Here is a 19,813-nt window from a genome sequence, read left to right as displayed (position 1 = left end):
TTACAAGAGGTTTTCCGAGAGGTCTACGCCGGAAGAGGTGCGCATTATAGGCACCTCAGATTTGCCGTCAAGGGTTTATTTGAATCTAATCCAAAAAACCTTCAAACCCGCGTATTAACGGCTGAGCATGAAGGTTTCATACTCCAGATCATCCAGCGAGCTTGATAAGCGGCCTAAGGCCAACAGTACACAGACCAGCAAGGACAGAGTGAAGCCGTAGCCGAAGAAGCTCGGCCCCATATAGATGCTTAATATGGTCAACGCGGCGTTGAGCACGACAAACAGGATGCACAACTCCAGCACGATGGCGCGCTTGTCTAAATAGAAGAACACGTTCAGCAGGGCCATGAACACCACTTGGATACTCACCCCTATCAAGTCTATATAGAAGAGGGGCAGGTAATGACTGGACATGCCCAGCCATTCGAGCAGTTGCGGTGCCAGCAGGAATAGCAGCGTTACGGTTACACCCTGCACCTTACAAATTTCCAGCAGGCCTTGGCGAATAGACAAAATCATCTGTTCTTTTAACTGGCCAATATGCTGCAGGGTTTCCCCTCCTCGAATAGCGACATACAGCCGCTCGTTCCATTCTGCGAAGTCAGTTTCGATTCGCACCAAGAATACCGCCATACCTGGAATAATCGCCAAGTACGCAAGAAAGATGGGCAGGTCATACAGAATAGAGGCGCGTAACGGCCCAATAACTTGGCTTGAGGTAACCGGCGTATACCAAAAGATGAACTTGTCGATCCACACGCCAAGGTTGTAGCAAAGCCCCGTGACCAACAGGCTGTAAAACACTTGCTGACGCTTGAAGAAGTCGAAGGCGACCAACTGCTTAGCCGGGTACTCACGCAGAATATCGAACAGGTACATAAAGAGCAGGCTGGCGTGACCAATGAGGAAGGCCAGCAATAAGCCCTCCATCTTCAGGAAACGCAGCAACAGGGCGCACAGCACCATCAGCGTGTAACCCGTAAGCATCACCAGCAATATCCGGTTGTAGGCCTTCATTCCAGACAGGAAGGTAATCACCAACCACAGGTTGCACAGCACTACAAAGTTCGACACCACCAGCAGGCGGTAGGTGAAGGATGTGTCGAATAGCGTCGCCAGCAGCACAAACCCAAGAACCCCCGCACCGATGGTGACCAGCAGCAACATACCCACCAGATTAGGCAGGATTTTGTCATTGGCCTTCTCAAATAGACGGTCTGAGATGAAGCGAGTAAACATCAGTTGGACGCCGCCAGTGATGATCAACGAAGTTGCCATCAAGTAGGTGACCGTAATCAGAAACTGCCTGATTAGCAGCTCGGGCACCACGATACCGAGGCTGAGCACGCCGATCATCATCACGCTCAGAATCGATAGCACCCACGGGCCTGAACCAATTAAACCGGCGTAGACGTAGGCGCGCAATGTCGAGGTGTAGGAGTCTCGTGAAAGAATCTTACGCAATTCAAAACCAATGCCAGCCATTTTATTGGCCCCCCATGGCAATCGCATCGCGATAAAGTGTGCGGTAGCGCTGCAGCATCAGAGTCTCTGTGTAATAGGTGTTAACCCGTTTCAAACCGACAGCCTGAGCGTCATGCCAGCGCTGTTCATCATTGAGCAAGCTGACGATAGCCCGCGAAGTTGCCTGAGGATCAGCAATGGCGACCACCTCTCCGGCACGACCTAATGACCGGTCTTCACCTGCAACCCCCTCAATCATTTCTCGGCAAGAACCCACATCACTGCTAACTACAGGTGTTCCGGCAGCCCAGGCTTCAAGAATCACCAGCGGCTGGGCCTCACTGATAGACGTCAGAACCATCATGCCTAGCTCAGGCAGTAACTCGCGAATGTTGCGATAGCCCAGAAACTTCACTTTGTCTTGCAGGCCAAGACTGACCACCAGGCTATGGCACTCGCTGGCGTAATCCGGGTCCTCTTCCTCGGGCCCCACAATCCAGCCTTCAGCTTCGGGGATCGCACTGACCACTCCACGCATCGCCCGAATGAAAGTTTTCACGTCCTTGATCGGTACAACTCGACCGATCAAACCAACAATCGGTGGAATCCCAGCAGGCCGCTGCTCAATAGCATTGCTCCAGACATCCATCGCAATCCCGTTGGGGATGACCCGAGCGCGTTGAGGGTCGGCACCGTCGGCAAGTTGGCGCTGACGATTGCCTTCATATAAAGCCGTGATTGGATTGGCCGAGCGGTAAGCCAGCAAGCCGATACGCTCGAAGAAGCGGATCCACAAGCGACGAACGTAATTGACCTCAGAGTCGATGCCTGTTTTCAACGCTTCGTCCGGGCTGTCAGAGATCCAACTGGCCTGCGCCAGATCAATCTTGCGCTCCTTGGTATAAATACCGTGCTCGCTCAATACGTATGCGCAATTCCAACGTGACTGCAAAATACTGCCCAACAGCCCGGCATACCCAGTGGAGATCGAGTGCAGCGCACGAGCGCGCGGCATGCGCATGGCGGCGTCACACAACATCATCAATGGCGCTTGCATGGTGCGCAGCGTCCAGAAGTAATTGACGAAGGAAGGGTCGCTGCAGTGTTTGGTATAGCCTTCCGTCACCGCATCCCAACTGGCGCGGCTGTGCAACACATCATCCAGCGTCACATCGCCTGCGGCGAGAATCTCAAGCACTCGCTCGCCTTGCTCAGGGAGCGGCTCGTCCGGGTGATGGAAGAACTCATGCAGAATATTGATCTCAGCTCTTGGCCCTTCACGCTTGGCCGACATTACTGCGCGACCCGCGGTCCATGAGCTTTCTAGGAAATGCTCTTCAATATGGACCACGTTCGGCGGAATGGCATATTGACGTTTACTGTATGCGCTTTGTTGCCCACCAATAAAAAACACCGAGAATGTCAGCTCAGGCAAACCGAGAATCAGTTGATTAACCCAACTCGAAACGCCCCCGCGTACATATGGCCAAGTGCCCTCAAGCAACAAGCAGACATCAGCAATAGGCGCTGTATTTTGCGCTTTAGATTTCATAACCAATATCTCGCCAGCGCACCAAAGGGTGGACGCTTCAAGGCTTCACTAGAAAGCTGCGACAAGTGCATAGGAACATCCGCATAACGCCCTTGAATAAATGCAATCTCAGCTTCGAATGGCGCAATTTTTTCCTGCGCCAGCCCCGCAGCCTTGGCCGCCAATAAATGGCTCCGTGCCTCGACTAACAAGCCCTGCTCCATGGCAATACGTGCAGCCAGCAAATGCATGTCATCCCCCGCACCCAGGCTCAGTGAGCGCTCAACATGCTCACGGGCCTGGTTGAGCACGTGTTCAAGCACACTGCCCTGCGCCAGCCCCATATACGCCAGCTCCCAATACCAACGCGCCAAGGTTGAGTGCAACGCGGCGTGCTGTGTTTCTGGAGCGCCTTGCAGTTGGTTGAGGGTCTTTTCAATTCGCTGGTTGATCTGACTTTCTTGCTGATCAAGCATCGAATACGCCAGCAAACGCACATCATCCGCCGGGTCGCGCAACGCCAACTTGAGAATCGGGATAGAGTCTTTGCCATTCATCCGGCGCGTGGCCATTAAAGCCATGGTGCGACGCTCAGGGCTTGGCGCGTGACGTAACACATCCTGCAAACCACCATCGCTGAACATTAAGTCACGACCAAGTTCCTGGGCGCGAAACGGCAGCTCTGGTACGCCCATTGAATGCCAGACCTGCGGCTTCTGTTTGCGAGGCAGATAAAGCGCCGGGAATACCGCCAGAATCACACCCAAGGTGCCAAGTATGGGAATAAAGAAAGCCAGGCTAAAGAGCAGCAGCGGGCTCCACGGTAGCGGGCGTTTGTAGCGACGAGGCAGCAGTAACCACACACCAGCACCTAGCATCAAGCTCGCCAAACCATGCGCCGAGACATAAAGCAGCGTGGCCTCAACTGTGGATAGGTGCTCGAGAAAAGCAGCAAAACTGCTCAGCTCGAAAAGAACCGCCCCGCTAAATAGCCACTTGCTGATCATTGATCCCACACTCATTGAACAGAAAACGCCGTAAGCTTTCGCCCCCATCCTGGCCGTCGATATCGAACTCGCGAATCACAATACCCAACGACTCGAAGCTCTGATCCAGACCAAAGTGCTCATGAATAATGTTATTGAGCCGCGTCAAGTAACCTTGGCCACCATCTGCCGAAGTCAGTGGCAACAGCACCAGAATACATTCGTGGCCACGCTCATTGATGGTGCGCAACTGCACATCCAGACCGCGACGGCTGTCTTGAATCAGACGTAACAGCGCGGCTTGATGCTCACTTGGATCGGCCTCGATCACAAACAAGTGCGCTTCCAGTTCATGCTCGACAGCATCATTGATCGAGCGCTTGATCTGCATGCTGAAATCCTGTGCATCCATGTCAGCTAGCTGCAGGGTTTTCGCATCGGTTTGCAGCAGGTCGGCAATATGTCCGCAAAGAATCATCAACAGGCTAAGTACCCGCTGGGTGAAGGAGAAGAATGGCATTTGCTCAACCGCCAACAAGGCCACAATTCGATCCTCGGTATCCATCAGCGGAATACAAACCTGATATTGCGAATGCCGACGGTGCTCACCGCGCTCCATCAACTCTTCGCGCACACTGACCAACTGACCTTGCGCGAGGCACTGCCTGACCAGCAGATCATCCTCCAGCATAGGACGCACTTCGCCCATGCTGCTCAGTGGTTCGAGCACCACTGTTTTACTGTCATTGACCAAATGCAGGCTGGCCACCCGAAATGAGCCATATTGCGCGAGCAGCGTCAGGATGGACTCAGCCAAAACCGAGATAGCCAAACCTTCGCGCGGCAGCTCACGCATTTTTGCGCGAAGCCCCAGCAGTGAACTGCGCAAACTTTGATCATTGCCAGCAACCCGCTTCTCCAGACGATCATGGGAAATACGCAGGATGTAATGCGCCCGGGTAAACTCATCAAGGCGCAACTGGCGATACTCGTTGGCCATGTTGAGACGCTCCAGGCGTCGCTCCCAGATGTCGCGAAACTCACCAATGAGCATCGCGCTAATCAAGACACCAACGATAAATGATGCTGGCAAATCCTGATAAAGCTCCCAACCATTGGCCCGGTAGACAAAGAGCGCAGCGACAATAATCAATGCACTGATCAAGCCACGCATAAAGCCGTAACGGACAGCCATCAACAATGGCGCCAGAATCAGCCATGGAAACGAGCCATGCACCAGCAATGGATCATTGGGTGACAGCCAATAACCAAGCGCGACTACAACCACGCTGATTAACAGGGTTTCGATCCAGGAGACATGACCACTGGCGCGAGGCGCCAAGGCAAAGTCCTTGTGAGCAGACTCAGTTGCCATTATTCAACCTGTAATTCGCCGACCAGTTCACGCAGGACTTTTTGGGTGGTGCCAGCCAAGCTCTCGCGTGACCAACCTGCACGAGCACCGCTGTTGCTCCAAAGTACCCGCCCCGTAGCAGGCTCAAGAACTTGCAAGCTCAGGCCTACAGCAGGCTCGCCATCCAAACCGCTTTTGTACTGCCACTCTTCAACGCTACCGCTAATAACGTAATCCAAACCTTCTTTGCGCGCCCAGTTCAACGCCTCATCAAGACGTGCGCGATCATCAAGTAGCGGCAATTCACTTTGCGTACTCGCCGGATACAAGCGCGGGTGCAGCCCTTCTTCGTTCAACACACTGAGCAAAATCTGCTCACTGCGCTGCCCCGCTTGAGGCGCTTGTGAATAGTTGACCAAGGGCAGAACGCCCCACTGCGCTTCTCGCGGGAATACCTGGCTATCTGGCGTGGTGAAGCTTGAACAGCCCGATATCGCGACAACCACGGCCAACAAGGCCAGCTTTCGAATACTCAACATTGTCAGTTCCTCCATTTAAATCGATGTTCAACGCCCAAAACGGGTGCTGTAAGTTATTGCAGCGGTACCACCCGGCTCGCCATCGCCGTTTTGTGGTGCCGATTGATAACCCATGGAAAATGCCAGCTCATCATCGCCAAGCACCTCCACGCCCACGCCCGTGCTGATGGCGTAGTTAATTTCCTGCTCAACCCATTGCCAGCCCGCCTGCATATCTACAAACCAGGTGTACTGCGGATGGCTGCGATTCAATGAACCAGGCAAGCCGCGCTGCCAACTGGTTCCCAAGTAAAGCTGTCCATAACGCTCTTCGAGGAGGGTTTCTGGCGTCGCGTCATCTTCGGCTAACGCACCACCAAGCGGCACGAAGAACGCATCACCATCACCATTAACCACTTCTCTGCGTGTCAGCAGATCTTCAGGCAAGGTGTCTTCGAGGTTATTGCGCTGATAATCCACGCCTGTGCGCAGCACCCACGCGGGTCCCGCAAAAAATAGCGTGTGGTTGTATTCCAGGTTGTATTTCTGGCCCGAACCGATGTCATCGCCTTGGCGGGTTTGGAAGCGTTGTTGGCCAATCGACCATGCAATCTGGTCACGCGCGGTGAAGTTATGTTGGCCGCCGACAGTCAAGCCATCACGCATGCCCAGCGCGCGCATCAAACCACTGTCATCGGCTTCGCGGTGGACGTCGAGATCAACTCGCAGCAAGTCGCGTGAAGTCAGCTGTAGCGTGCGGAAAAGACCAAACCCCAAGCGGTCTTCATCATCACGCCAGCTACCATCAAAGATAATGCCGAACACGCCGTTGTCCATTTCGCGCTGCAGCAGCAGCTCGGCATTACGCTCAGTGCCAATCACGCTTTCATCGAGGCTTTTAGAGTCATAACGGCCGTCGAACAAATCGAGCCGCGCGTACCAGTCATCGGTGACATTGCGTGCAATTGCGGCATGAGTACCTTGCAGCTTGAGGCCCCCAAAGTCTTGACTTTGCCAGCCCAACTGAGCGCCTTGAGGTGTATTTTCTATGACACCAGCGAGCATTTCTCGAAGCTGGTTGCTCACGGCATTTGGATATTGATTGGAAAGATGGCTCAGCGCATAAGCGTGGGCCAGACCGTCTTTGCCTAACGCAGCAAGTACTTCAGTTTCTTGCAAAGGATCCAAGCCACCTTGATCCAGCTCAGCTTGCAAGCGTGACCGGTTCATGGTGCGCAGCGCTTCGCTCAACTGCTCATATCGCTCAACCTTTAAACCCTGGCCACCCGCCCATGCCAGCCATTGGCCGGTCATATCAGTCTGACCATTAGCGCTGAGCTGAGTGGTGAACTGCTCGAACCATACTTGCAGCATCGCTTTGGAACCGCCCGCCAGCTTGGTCGCTTGCGCGGTCGCTGCATTCTGCGATTGGGCGCTGCCGAGCAGGCGCAAGTAGGTGCGTAATGTATCCGGGTCTGCTGGTAAGGTTTGCGCCTGCATTTGCTTGAGCAGCTTGCTGCGTAGGCGCAATGCAGCTTCCTGATAACCGGCGCCCTCTAGCGCGTCGGCGTAGGCTGCGTTGACCAGCAGGTTGTCCGGATTGGCCTGTAAATAAAGCTTGAACCAAGCCAGCGCACGCTCAGTCCGATTGAGCATCAAATTGGCACTGGCAAACGGCAACCACATAATGCCGTCAGCGCGGGCAATTGATTGCCACTTATTCAGCGACTGCTCGACATCTTCATGTCGCCCCTGCGCGATATATAGCCACAATAACTGCTCGCGGTAGATATTCTGCGTAGGGAAACGCCTCAGCGCCTGCTCATAAATACGCTCTGCCTTGGCGTCGTCGCCTGCGCGAACAGCCAATTGCGCACGGGCATTCCACAATGCTGGAAAGTTTTCCATGCCGGGTATTTTGTTGGCGCTCTCAACCAAGGCTGCGTACTGCTCCCACTCGCCCAACTGCTCAGCTAAATCCAAAGCGTTGGCGAGCCGCTCAGGCTGGTGACGTGCGTGCCAGAAAGACACCAGCAAAGCCAAAGCCTTGGGCGGGTCTACCTTTTGATAAATGCTCAATAATTGTTCGCGATCGGAGCTGTAGAGCGGCTCGTTGAGCGCCAGCAGTCGCTCAAACGAATCTTGTGTGTCCTGATCATTCTCTGTCACCCAGGCTAGCTCGGCCCTTAAGCGCCAATATTCGGGATCAGTGATCTTCTCGGCATGTGCATTTTTAGCGACCAAGACCTGCCAAGCAGTCTCATCATCGAAGAGTTGCCAGTGAGCTTGCGCCCAATGGATACGCCCACTGGTGGACACACCAAAGCGCTTATCCAGCTGCACCCACACTTGTGTTTCGACCTCAAATTGCTGAGTCCGCTCAAGCAATTGTTGCAATCTCACCCACGCAAGCTCGTGCCCAGGGTGCGCTTTGATATAGTTGCGCAACCACTGTTCTTCTTCCTCAGGCTCGCCCAAAGACTCATAGCTGTAAACCAGCGAGTCGAGCTCGACAGTACTGAGCTGGCGCATCTCACTCAGCTCGGTTAGCAAAGGAATGGCTCGATCAAACTTGAACAACTGAGCCGCCAAGCGCCATGAATGCTCACGGATTGCTGGGTCTTCACTCAATGCTAGCAAGCGCTCCCAGTAGTCCAATGCATCTAAAGATTGCTCAACCCACTCGCCCAGTTTGCCCATGGTGGTGAGAAGCTCTGGATTATCGGGATCATGGGCGACTAGCATTTGGCCCAGCGGCCATGCAGCTTCAATATCACCCGACGCCATATATAAATCGAACTCTGCCTGGACCGCTCGCATGTCGTTTGGCTGCTGATCACGCCATGCACGGACAAACTGCGCTGCCAAGTCATAACGATTGCTACCCAACGCAGCTTGAAAGCCTTCATCCAATAACGCGGAGTCTTGCCCGCTCAGCGCGGCCATGTGCTCGCTGAGAAACACGGCCGCTGCGCCTTCCTGATTGGCGCCGCGCAGGGCGCGTACCGTTTGATAAACCAAGTCGAGGCGCTTTTGTGGGTCCTTCTCATCCTCGAGTAGCAGTTTGTAGACTTCTGCCGCGCGCTCTGGCTCTGACCCCGCCATAAACCATTTAGCAGCTTGGCCCAACCACTCAGTCTTCTGCTCCGGCTGACGCACGGCTAACTCGTCATAGATGGGTGCGGCAACAGCTGGTGCGCCTAAGGCAAGGGCGTAACTCGCCTCGCGTTTAAGCTGCTCATCACTAAGTGTCGTGCGCGGCAAGGCCTCTATTCGCGCCACCAACGCGGCCTTGGTCGCTGCATCAACACCCTCAGTTCTGGCCAAAGCTTCCAGGGTGTCTAGTTCCAACGTGAAGAAATGCTTGAGATCAGGCGTGGCTGCGGGCAGTTCATCGATATGACGGCGCGCAGCGTCGTAGCTGCCCAGCGCAATCAGTTGCCCGATCAGTTTCTCACGCAACTCCTGGTTATCTGGGTCGGCCTTGAGCAGTAGCTCTGCGTAGTTGACCGAAACCGCATCAGGCTTGTTATCGTCAGGCAAGAACGCGTCCTTGCCCGAGAAGCTGACAACCAATAACACCCCGACCAAAATGGCTATTAACAGTAGAGTCCAGGGGCTAAGTAAGCGGGTTTTCTTAACGACAGGTGAGCTGCGCATCTTTCACCTGTGTTTTATCAATCTTAAATTGCCATAGACCCTTTACAGCCTTGGCTACATAGCGCTTACCCGCATGCTCAAGGGTGCAAGCAGAGTTAGCACGGACGCTGAACTGCAATGGAAATTGCCCGGAAAATGACACTCGCACCACCTTGTCATCTTGATACTCCCAACCGGTCAGCGGGATATTGGCCTCCTCAAGCGCCGGGCGCGGGTCACGCGTCTTACGCAGCGCCAAAACCGGAAACTCCGTGCTGAAATGCACATAGCGGCCTTGCGGCAAATCCCTCACACCGGCAACACCTTTGGAACGGCTTAAGTCAGGCCACCCCATTGCAGGATCAATACGCACAGTGCGCAACTTGTCCAGCCCGCGAAATTGCCAGCTGCCATCACTGAGCTGAGCCATGCTGGTTTGATACAAGCCATGCATACGCGGGATGTAATCACTCATCCACAAGGACATCGGATGCTCAGCATGCATGGAGCGATATATCTCACCCATGACCTTGATCGAGGCCTGCTTGGTCCCGGAGTAGAAGTGGTAATACAGGTGCAGCCCGCGTAAGCGCCTTGGCTTGTCGGTCAAGGCAAACGTCTGCATCACATCGCGAAACCCGTAGTACGGGCCATGCCAGAGATTGGTGTATACGTTTTCGTTGATAACTGGCGCGTAATACTGAATGCCCCCAGCGCTGGGTTTAATCAACGGGTAAAGGTTGGTCAGTGAAGGAAAGGCATTGGTCAGCGCAGTGTTACCGCCATTAACGTTGGTCAAGCCTTTGTCGTAAGCCAGCTTGATGGTGGCTGCATCCGGGATCGCATCGCCAGACCAAAAAACCATTTTTACTGGCTTTTGCGGTGTGGTCAGGCGCTGGTTGATGTAATCCGTGGAGTCGTTAATTTCTCGCTTGAAGTCAATTTTCTTGTACCCCGGAATCTTCATCATCAGACCGTATTCGGGGTCAAATCCTTCACTCTTAAGCGCATCATCCGGGCGCCAGAAAAATGGATGACTGAACGTGTGTGTAGCCACTTCAACTTTGTCTTCAGCAAAGATCTTGCGCGCAATCGGCTCCAGTTCAGCCGAGAGATGCGGGTACATCCCCTTGGGCCCAACCTCACCTTCAATGACGGAAACTGAAGTCAGGAAATCATGCGGTTTGATAAAGCTTTGGAGAACTTCTTCACCAGCATAAGGACTGCCCGGCACTTCGGCACGCGAAACAAAACCATCGCCATCGATATGTACAGTCGCTACACGTCGACCATTCTCAGTAGTCACATCCGGGCGCGGCATGGTTTCTAGCTTCAATGTGCGCTGCAGAAAGACAAATGGATCCACAATCCATCGCTTTTGATCGGGAGTGTCCTCAACCACGAACGGACTGAGCACCACGCCCCCCCAATCACCCACCGCAACAGGCGTGTACAACTCGCCGTTATCGCTGACTGTCAGCGCAGGCGTGGGGCCATTCGCCAACGCAGTCACCGCCGTGAATTCACGCGTGCGCATTTTGACGGGCCCTTCAAAGCCGCCCAACAAGGTTTTGTCGTAGCTGACTAACTCGGCGTTTTTACTAAGATCGACAGTTTTTGATTGCAAGCCAAGGCGCTGCAAAAGCTGTGGATCTGCAATTGGCAGTCCCTGGAAAAGCGCCAGCGGCACCTGCTCATCAAGGCGCTGACTGATCCACTTGTTGAATACGCTGGCATCTAGCGGCGGCCCAGTGTTCATCCATGTAATAACCCCAGCATAGAGACCCGCTGCGGGGATATTCGGCAGCTCATCAGCGGCGAAATAGTCGACTCGATACCCTAGATATTCAAGCAAGCCACCAAGCACATTGAAGCCGGTTGACTGATACAGAGCACCTTCACGCAAGTCATATATCAGCGCAATTCTGCGTGGCTTTACTTCAATGGAGCTGATGCCCAAATAGTTTAGATCGGGCATGGTTACAAAAGGGATAAAGCCTTCGTTTTGAAGTTGCTTCGCTAGTTTGCGCGCCTCGACGCGACGCTCTGCGGGCAGATAATCAATGGCAACTAACGGAATACCCTGCTCGCGTAACGGCTTTAGATGGCCTTCAAGCCACTCACGATCACTGGCGGGCACTTCACGATAACTTTGCCTGGATGGATTCCAACCAGCATGGATTGACTCCACAGCCACGGCAGCCGCTACACCTGGCAACTCTGGAAGAACTTCAAAACCACGGTTAAAGAACAGTTTTAAATCAGGTTCTTGCTTCGCCAGTTGTTTGAGGAAGTCGCGCAGGGCAACACGTTCAGCCTCTTGCTGGTCTTTAGGTAGCAACTGAAAACTGTCTAGCGTATCGAGAAACAGCCCGCTATAGCCTTGGGCCTTGAGCGCTTTGGCTCGCTGCAACAAATGATTACGCCAAACGTCAGAGCTGAGTCGCATAACCTGACTCTGCCAAGCGTCGTTGCGTGTCGGGCTGGCTCCGGCTTGCAAACTTTTATTTTGCAGCTGCTTAAGATCGCCATCGAATTCGCCCACGGATAAATAGGCAAAAGGTTGAGAGCCTTGGGCGCGCAAATATTTAACATCGTCGCTGGACAGATGAACAGGCTCGACCACACTCCAGTCGAACTGAGCAAGCTCGGCCAATGGTGGTGAAACTGCATACCAGAAGACCACACTCTTGGGCGCTTGCTGCTGAGCTGATGTAACACCTGAAAGTAGCAAGCACAGACACATCAACAGATGGCGAAGCTGACTAATCAGAGTAAGTGTCGAGCGAAGCAGTGATGAAAAGAATGAGACGGTCAAGATTACAGCAGATCGAATACGACAAAATCTAATCATCTACAGCCCTGTAGGAATTATCCGTCAACCCAAAGAGATAAGGTTAGGCGTTATTTCAGAAGGCGTGAAATTAAATTATAAATTCGCTGTCTAAGGATTCCCGAAAAAAACGGCGCCAGTATATTGGCATCACTTTCAGATAGGGCAGAGTTTAGCCAAATGATGAACTGTGGCACCTGCGCGCTTCATCAATCTTGATCAAAGCACCCCATCATCACGCAGACCCGCCAGATCTGCGGCGCTCAGGCCCAACCAGCGCTGCAACACCTGCTCAGTGTGCTCGCCCAACAGGGGCGGAGCATTACGATACTGCACCGGAGTCTCGGATAGCCTTATCGGGCTGGCGACCTGCGGCACTAAGCCCGCAAGTGCGTGCGGCATTTCGATTTGCAACCCTCGTGCAATAACCTGAGGATCAGCAAACACCTGTTGGACATCGTTGATCGGGCCACATGGCACACCAACGCCTTCTAAATCCGTCACCCACTGCGTGGTTGTTTTAAACACTGTGACCTGACGTATTAGCGGGATCAATTCAGCCCGGTGCGCGACCCTAGCCTGATTGGTTGCAAAGCGTGGATCATCCGCCCACTCAGCTTTCCCGGCAACCTGACAGAACTTTCTAAACTGTCCATCGTTGCCCACCGTCAAAATAAAGTCGCCATCGGCCGTAGGGAAATCTTGGTACGGCACAATATTAGGATGAGCATTGCCTAAGCGCTTCGGCGATATGCCGGTGGCAAGGTAGTTCATCGCTTGATTGGCGAGGCATGCCACCTGCACGTCCAACAGCGCCATGTCGATGTGCTGACCTTTTCCGGTCTCACCGCGACTGGCCAGTGCAGCCAGAATTGCCGAGGTGGAATAGAGCCCGGTGAGGATATCGGTCAACGCCACCCCAACCTTTACTGGCCCGGCACCAGCCTGACCTTCAGGGCGACCGGTCAGACTCATCAGCCCGCCCAATCCCTGAATCATAAAGTCATAGCCAGCACGCTTGGCATATGGCCCAGTCTGACCAAAGCCGGTAATAGAGCAATAAATCAATCGCGGATTAAGCGCTTTCAGACTCGCATAATCGAGACCGTAAGCCGCCAAACCACCGACCTTGAAGTTCTCAATCAGAATATCCGACCCGGCTACCAGCTCGCGGATCAATTGCTGTCCGCGCGGCTGAGTAAAGTCGATGGTGACTGATTGCTTGTTGCGATTAGCGCTGAGGTAATAAGCCGCCTCAGAGGTGTTTTGCCCGGCGCTATCCCGCAAGAACGGCGGCCCCCAATGACGCGTATCGTCTCCGACACCAGGGCGCTCGATCTTAATCACCTCGGCACCCAGATCCGCGAGAATTTGCCCCGCCCAGGGCCCCGCCAATACACGAGATAGATCGAGAACACGTAAATGCGACAGAGCACCGGACATTTCAGACTCCGTAATCGAGACGAGGCATAACACAAGTAAGGTCAGATAGAGGGCGAGACCTTTACAGCCTTGCCCTCTTGTCACCGATCAGAAGAACGCCTGGATACCGGTTTGCGCGCGACCAAGAATCAGTGCATGTACATCGTGGGTGCCTTCGTAGGTGTTGACCACCTCCAGATTGACCAGATGCCGCGCCACGCCAAATTCATCACTGATGCCGTTGCCACCGAGCATGTCACGCGCCATGCGCGCGATCTCCAGCGATTTGCCGCAGCTATTGCGCTTCATGATCGAGGTAATCTCGACAGCGGCAGTGCCCTCATCCTTCATGCGCCCCAGCCGCAGGCAACCTTGCAGCGCCAGGGTGATTTCAGTCTGCATATCGGCAAGCTTCTTCTGCACCAACTGCGTTGCAGCCAGCGGACGACCGAATTGATGACGGTCCAGCGTGTACTGGCGAGCGGTGTGCCAGCAAAACTCAGCCGCACCCAAGGCGCCCCAGCTAATGCCATACCGCGCGGAATTAAGGCAAGTGAACGGGCCTTTAAGGCCACGCACATCCGGGAAAGCGTTAACTTCGGGCACAAACACGTTGTCCATCACGATCTCGCCAGTGATCGAAGCGCGCAGGCCGACTTTGCCGTGAATCGCTGGAGTGCTCAGACCTTCCCAACCTTTTTCCAAAACAAAACCGCGAATCTCGCCCGCATCGTCTTTGGCCCACACCACAAAAACATCAGCAATTGGGCTGTTGGTAATCCACATTTTGCTACCCGTCAGACGGTAACCACCGTCGACAGCGCGCGCCCGGCTGATCATCGCACCTGGGTCAGAGCCATGATTGGGCTCGGTCAGACCAAAGCAACCGATGTATTCGCCACTGGCCAGCTTAGGCAAATATTTTTGCCGGGTTTCCTCATTACCGAACTCGTAGATCGGCACCATGACCAAGGACGACTGCACACTCATCATTGAGCGATAGCCCGAATCGATCCGCTCGACTTCACGGGCGATCAAGCCATAACTCACATAATTGAGACCACTGCCACCGTAAGCCTCAGGAATGGTGGCGCCGAGCAATCCGGTTTCACCCATTTCACGGAAAATAGCCGGGTCGGTCTGCTCATTACGGAAAGCCTCCAACACCCGCGGCGCAAGCTTGTCATTGGCAAACTGCTGGGCACTGTCACGCACCATGCGCTCTTCTTCAGTGAGCTGTTGATCCAGCAGCAGGGGGTCAATCCAGTTAAAGCTTGCCTTGGCCATCGGGTAATCCTCTGTTCAGCACGGGAGCATCAAAGCGCTCCACAAATGATCGTGTGGATTGATCCTAGACGCGCTAAACACAGGACACAAACGAGTATTTCGCACTAACCTGTGCATAATACTCACTTCGTAAATCCACCACTCAGCACATCGATGCATGCGACGAGCACGCTGAATTAGTGGTAATGCGGCAAAAATCAAACCGACCTTGCTGCTGCACAGAATAACTTTCTGGCATGTTACCAAGGCATACGACCCGATCAATGCCCTGACCAGATCGCCACCGGATAGCCGACCATGCGCCGAAAAATCCCCAGCACCGCTGCACTGATCGCCTTTGAATCAGCCGCCCGCCATCAGAGCTTTACCAAAGCCGCGCAAGAGCTTGCACTGACGCAGAGCGCAATCTGTCGGCAGATTGCTGGGCTTGAGGAATTTCTTAACGTTGAACTGTTTCGCCGCTCAAGGCGCGGGGTTGTGCTGACTGAAGCTGGCGCATCCTACTCACGTCGCGTAGCTAGCCAGTTGGATGCTGTCGAGCGCGACACTCTGGCAGTGATTGGTCAGCAAGGCGCGATGACGATTGAGCTCGCCGTTGTGCCAACATTTGGTACTCAGTGGCTACTGCCAAGGCTCAAGGATTTTCAGCGCCTGCACCCACAAGTTACGGTCAACCTGACGAACCGCACGCGCCCCTTTTTATTTGCTGATACCGACTTTGACGCCGCTATCTATTTTGGTGATGGCGACTGGTCGGGCACGGCGTCCTATCGACTGATGCGTGAAAACTCAATGCCAGTCTGCAGCCCTGCATTACTTGACGGCCGCTCAGAGTTGGCTGCCGATGAACTGGCAAACCTGCCATTGCTTCAACAAACAACCCGCCCCTACGGCTGGCGACAATGGTTCAATGCCCAAGGCATAACGGTCGCACGCGACTTGAGCGGGCCTCGCTACGAACTTTTTTCGATGCTCGCACAAGCGGCTATCCATGAGATGGGCATCGCACTGATACCGCCCTTCCTGATTGAGCGCGAGTTGAGCGAAGGTCGCCTGATGATTGCCTCCCCACACAGCTACCCAAGTGACAAGGCGTATTATCTGATCATCCCCGAACGCAAGGCCGAATCAGCAGCCCTGCAAGCGCTGCGTGACTGGCTGATTGAGCAAACAAAAGAGTACGCACAACGATGTGGACTGGAATAAATGACAGCAACCGAACGATTTTCATCATTTAGTCAGCATCGACCGCCCTCTCACAACATGCCGAAGCCTTTAAAATCAGCGGCCAGCACACGTAAGTTGACCCCGTAGTCAGCATTAAGCTCCGCTACAGATAAACCCTGTAACCATGCTTTTAAGTGTTGCGTTTTTTGCACAGTAGAGGCCGCTAACGCGCTAGTTAAGGGCTGCGGACTGTAATTACACTGGTAACCATTGATCTGCTGAATTGCAAATTATTTAGCCGGCTACAGAATCCTAAAAACCACCTATAAATTGCCACAAAGCCCCTAAACACAAGGCCTTGACTGCAATACATGAACCTATAGTCACCGGATGACCTGTAGTTACTGCAATGTTTTACTTCAGAACGTCTTGAAGGGGCCGCGCTTCACCTGCAAAATGCCGACCCCGCTCAATACTTAGAACCATGCTTAAGCGGGATTGTGCTGATCCTCCCTTCGCCCAAATGCCAACGTAGCGTCTGGGTTCACAAAAAAAGATCACGCAGGAGATTTGAAGTGCACATCGGTGTTCCTCTCGAAACCCATGCCGGAGAGACGCGCGTAGCTGCGACTCCCGAGACCATTAAAAAACTGATTGGCCAAGGCCATCAGGTAACAGTGCAAAGTGGCGCAGGCATTAGTGCCAGTGTGACTGATTCAGCTTATGAAGCTGCAGGCGCAACCATTGGCAGCGACAGCGATGCCTTTGGTGCTGAACTTGTACTGAAAGTGGTCGCCCCATCTGAAGCTGAACTTGCGCTCATGAAATCCGGTGCCGTTCTGGTTGGCATGCTCAACCCCTTCAGCAACGAAACCATCGCATTGATGAACACGCGCGGCATTACCGCCTTTGCCCTTGAGGCGGCGCCGCGCACCTCGCGTGCGCAAAGCCTTGATGTGCTTTCATCACAAGCCAACATTGCGGGCTATAAAGCCGTGTTGCTGGCTGCCCATCATTATCCACGCTTTATGCCGATGCTGATGACCGCTGCCGGTACCGTTAAGGCTGCGCGGATTCTCATTCTCGGTGCCGGTGTTGCAGGCTTGCAGGCCATCGCAACAGCCAAGCGCTTGGGTGCTGTGATTGAAGCATCAGATGTGCGCCCTGCGGTTAAAGAGCAAATCGAATCCTTGGGCGCCAAGTTCGTTGATGTGCCATTCGAAACCGATGAAGAGCGCGATGCCGCACAAGGTGTTGGTGGTTATGCCCGGCCAATGCCAGCCTCGTGGATGGAACGCCAGGCCAAAGCGGTGCACGAGCGCGCCAAACAGGCCGACATCGTAATTACCACAGCACTGATTCCGGGCCGCAAGGCGCCAACCTTGCTGCATGAAGCGACGGTGCAGGAAATGAAGCCAGGATCGGTGATCATCGACCTCGCTGCGGCCCAAGGTGGCAACTGTCCGTTGACCGAAGCCGAGCAGGTGGTGATCAAGCACGGCGTGACCATCGTCGGCCATAGCAACCTGGCGGCATTAGTGCCCGCGGATGCTTCGGCACTGTATGCCCGCAACCTGCTCGACTTCCTCAAACTGGTCCTCGACAAGGACGGCCAGTTCAACGTCAACCTCGAAGACGATATCGTCGCTGCATGCCTGATGTGCCGCGACGGTGAAATCGTACGCAGCAACGGCTAAAGGAGTAGAGACATGGAAATTTCCGACGGTATCTACAACCTGATCATCTTTGTACTGGCTATTTATGTCGGCTACCACGTGGTCTGGAACGTCACCCCGGCGCTGCACACGCCGTTGATGGCGGTGACCAACGCTATTTCGGCAATCGTAATTGTCGGCGCCATGCTGGCTGCCGCATTGACCGTAACCCCCTTTGGCAAGTTTATGGGCACGATGGCCGTCGCCTTGGCGGCAGTGAATGTATTCGGCGGCTTCTTAGTCACCCGACGCATGCTCGAAATGTTCAAGAAGAAGGCGCCTAAAGCAGCCGCGCCGACGGAGAAGCACTGATCATGAGCATGAATTTAATTACTGTTCTCTACTTGATCGCCTCGGTCTGTTTCATTCAGGCACTTAAAGGCCTGTCACATCCGACTACCTCACGCCGCGGCAATCTGTTCGGCATGATCGGCATGGGTCTGGCTGTCATCACCACCGTAGGCCTGATGTATAAGCTCAGCGCCGAAGCGGACTCACCCGGCATTGGCTACGTTATCCTCGGCTTACTGGTGGGCGGCACGGCCGGTTCGATCATGGCCAAGCGCGTTGAAATGACCAAGATGCCTGAGTTGGTCGCCTTCATGCACAGCATGATTGGCCTGGCTGCGGTATTTATTGCGATTGCTGCTGTGGTTGAACCTCAGTCGCTGGGTATCGTTGCAGCACTGGGCGACGCCATTCCAGCGGGCAACCGCCTTGAGCTGTTCCTTGGTGCAGCCATTGGCGCCGTGACCTTCTCCGGTTCGGTGATCGCCTTCGGCAAGCTGTCAGGCAAGTACAAGTTCCGCCTGTTTCAAGGCGCACCGGTATCGTTCAGCGGCCAGCACAAGCTCAACCTTATTGTTGGCATCGCCATTCTGGTATTGGGCCTGTACTTCACCTTTACCGGCAGCTTGACTGCTTTCGTCCTGCTGCTGATTCTGGCGTTTATCATCGGCGTGTTGATCATCATCCCGATTGGCGGTGCAGACATGCCGGTTGTGGTATCGATGCTCAATAGCTACTCGGGTTGGGCTGCGGCCGGTATCGGGTTCTCGCTGAACAACTCGATGCTGATCATTGCCGGTTCCCTGGTCGGTTCAAGCGGCGCGATTCTGTCGTACATCATGTGCAAGGCCATGAACCGCTCGTTCTTCAACGTGATCCTCGGTGGCTTCGGTGCCGAAGCGGATGCAGGCCCTGCAGCCGGTAGCAAAGAGCAGCGCCCGGTCAAGTCGGGCTCAAGCGACGATGCCGCCTTCTTGCTGACCAACGCCGACACCGTTGTGATCGTGCCGGGTTACGGCTTGGCCGTTGCCCGCGCCCAACATGCATTGATGGAACTGGCTGAAAAGCTGACCCATCGCGGCGTCACTGTTAAGTACGCAATCCACCCGGTTGCCGGGCGCATGCCTGGGCACATGAACGTGTTGCTGGCTGAGGCAGAAGTGCCTTACGAGCAAGTGTTCGAGATGGAAGACATCAACTCCGAGTTCGGCCAGACCGACGTGGTGCTGGTGTTGGGCGCCAACGACGTGGTCAACCCGGCAGCCAAGAACGATCCTAAGTCGCCGATTGCGGGCATGCCGATTCTTGAGGCTTACAAAGCCAAGACCGTGATCGTCAACAAGCGCTCGATGGCCAGTGGCTATGCCGGTCTCGACAATGAACTGTTCTACCTCGACAAAACCATGATGGTGTTTGGCGATGCCAAGAAAGTCATTGAAGACATGGTCAAGGCAGTTGAGTAAGGACTAAAGCCTTATTCAGAAGCATAAAAAGGCCCAGCCTGATATTCAGGCTGGGCCTTTTTAATTTTGTTGACCCGTCCTGAATAAGGTTTACACCTTCTAGGTTCTTTTTCAGGAGAGTCCCATGACTGAAGGTGTACGACGAA

Annotated in this window: 13 protein-coding genes; 4 read left to right on the top strand and 9 right to left on the bottom strand. The window is 54.2% G+C overall.

From position 1 onward, the window contains the following. Positions 1–114: 114 nt before the first annotated feature. From pelG to ACN0UH_RS19035, 9 genes are all read right to left on the bottom strand, one after another. A complete protein-coding gene (gene pelG / locus ACN0UH_RS19075) occupies positions 115–1,485 on the bottom strand; it encodes an exopolysaccharide Pel transporter PelG (protein WP_417663542.1) in 1,371 nt (456 codons plus the stop codon). 1 nt (position 1,486) lies between these two features. Next, entirely contained in the window at positions 1,487–3,016 is a 1,530-nt protein-coding gene (gene pelF / locus ACN0UH_RS19070) for a GT4 family glycosyltransferase PelF (protein WP_417663541.1), read from the bottom strand. Beyond that, complete coding sequence (locus tag ACN0UH_RS19065; RefSeq protein ID WP_417663540.1) at positions 3,013–4,002, bottom strand: HEAT repeat domain-containing protein; 990 nt, start codon at positions 4,000–4,002, stop codon at positions 3,013–3,015. The genes pelF and ACN0UH_RS19065 overlap by 4 nt, the downstream gene beginning before the upstream one ends. Continuing rightward, positions 3,980–5,356 carry a PelD GGDEF domain-containing protein gene (locus tag ACN0UH_RS19060; protein WP_417663539.1) on the bottom strand — a complete coding sequence of 459 codons (1,377 nt, stop codon included), beginning with the start codon at positions 5,354–5,356 and terminating at the stop codon, positions 3,980–3,982. Before ACN0UH_RS19060 ends, ACN0UH_RS19065 begins: the two co-directional genes overlap by 23 nt. Continuing rightward, the gene (locus ACN0UH_RS19055; RefSeq protein WP_417663538.1) at positions 5,356–5,874 is read right to left on the bottom strand and encodes a penicillin-binding protein activator LpoB; all 519 of its coding nucleotides are present in this window, start codon (positions 5,872–5,874) and stop codon (positions 5,356–5,358) included. Before ACN0UH_RS19055 ends, ACN0UH_RS19060 begins: the two co-directional genes overlap by 1 nt. 27 nt (positions 5,875–5,901) lie before the next feature. After that, the gene (locus ACN0UH_RS19050) at positions 5,902–9,513 is read right to left on the bottom strand and encodes a tetratricopeptide repeat protein (protein ID WP_417663537.1); all 3,612 of its coding nucleotides are present in this window, start codon (positions 9,511–9,513) and stop codon (positions 5,902–5,904) included. Beyond that, entirely contained in the window at positions 9,491–12,343 is a 2,853-nt protein-coding gene (locus ACN0UH_RS19045) for an endo alpha-1,4 polygalactosaminidase (RefSeq protein ID WP_417663543.1), read from the bottom strand. The genes ACN0UH_RS19050 and ACN0UH_RS19045 overlap by 23 nt, the downstream gene beginning before the upstream one ends. A gap of 201 nt (positions 12,344–12,544) precedes the next feature. After that, positions 12,545–13,768: a CaiB/BaiF CoA transferase family protein gene (locus ACN0UH_RS19040; protein WP_417663536.1), complete on the bottom strand. Its 1,224-nt coding sequence runs from the start codon at positions 13,766–13,768 to the stop codon at positions 12,545–12,547. 87 nt (positions 13,769–13,855) lie between these two features. Beyond that, the gene (locus tag ACN0UH_RS19035; protein ID WP_417663535.1) at positions 13,856–15,034 is read right to left on the bottom strand and encodes an acyl-CoA dehydrogenase; all 1,179 of its coding nucleotides are present in this window, start codon (positions 15,032–15,034) and stop codon (positions 13,856–13,858) included. 297 nt (positions 15,035–15,331) lie between these two features. Between ACN0UH_RS19035 and ACN0UH_RS19030 the strand changes: the two genes are divergently transcribed. The 4 genes from ACN0UH_RS19030 to ACN0UH_RS19015 all read left to right on the top strand — a co-directional run bounded on the left by ACN0UH_RS19030 (position 15,332) and on the right by ACN0UH_RS19015 (position 19,667). Then, positions 15,332–16,240, top strand: coding sequence for a LysR family transcriptional regulator (locus tag ACN0UH_RS19030; protein WP_417663534.1), 909 nt, complete (start codon positions 15,332–15,334; stop codon positions 16,238–16,240). Positions 16,241–16,776: 536 nt separating this feature from the next. Then, positions 16,777–17,898 (top strand): Re/Si-specific NAD(P)(+) transhydrogenase subunit alpha, encoded by a 1,122-nt coding sequence (locus tag ACN0UH_RS19025; RefSeq protein ID WP_417663533.1) that lies wholly within the window; start codon positions 16,777–16,779, stop codon positions 17,896–17,898. Between the two features lie 12 nt (positions 17,899–17,910). After that, on the top strand, positions 17,911–18,228 hold the full coding sequence (locus ACN0UH_RS19020) for an NAD(P) transhydrogenase subunit alpha (RefSeq protein ID WP_087515020.1): 318 nt from the start codon (positions 17,911–17,913) through the stop codon (positions 18,226–18,228). Between the two features lie 2 nt (positions 18,229–18,230). Next, a complete protein-coding gene (locus ACN0UH_RS19015) occupies positions 18,231–19,667 on the top strand; it encodes an NAD(P)(+) transhydrogenase (Re/Si-specific) subunit beta (protein ID WP_417663532.1) in 1,437 nt (478 codons plus the stop codon). Positions 19,668–19,813 lie beyond the last annotated feature (146 nt).

Origin of the sequence: Pseudomonas sp., assembly GCF_048265905.1 — a bacterium.
GTDB lineage: Bacteria > Pseudomonadota > Gammaproteobacteria > Pseudomonadales > Pseudomonadaceae > Aquipseudomonas.
This window is presented reverse-complemented; position numbering and strand designations above follow the sequence as displayed.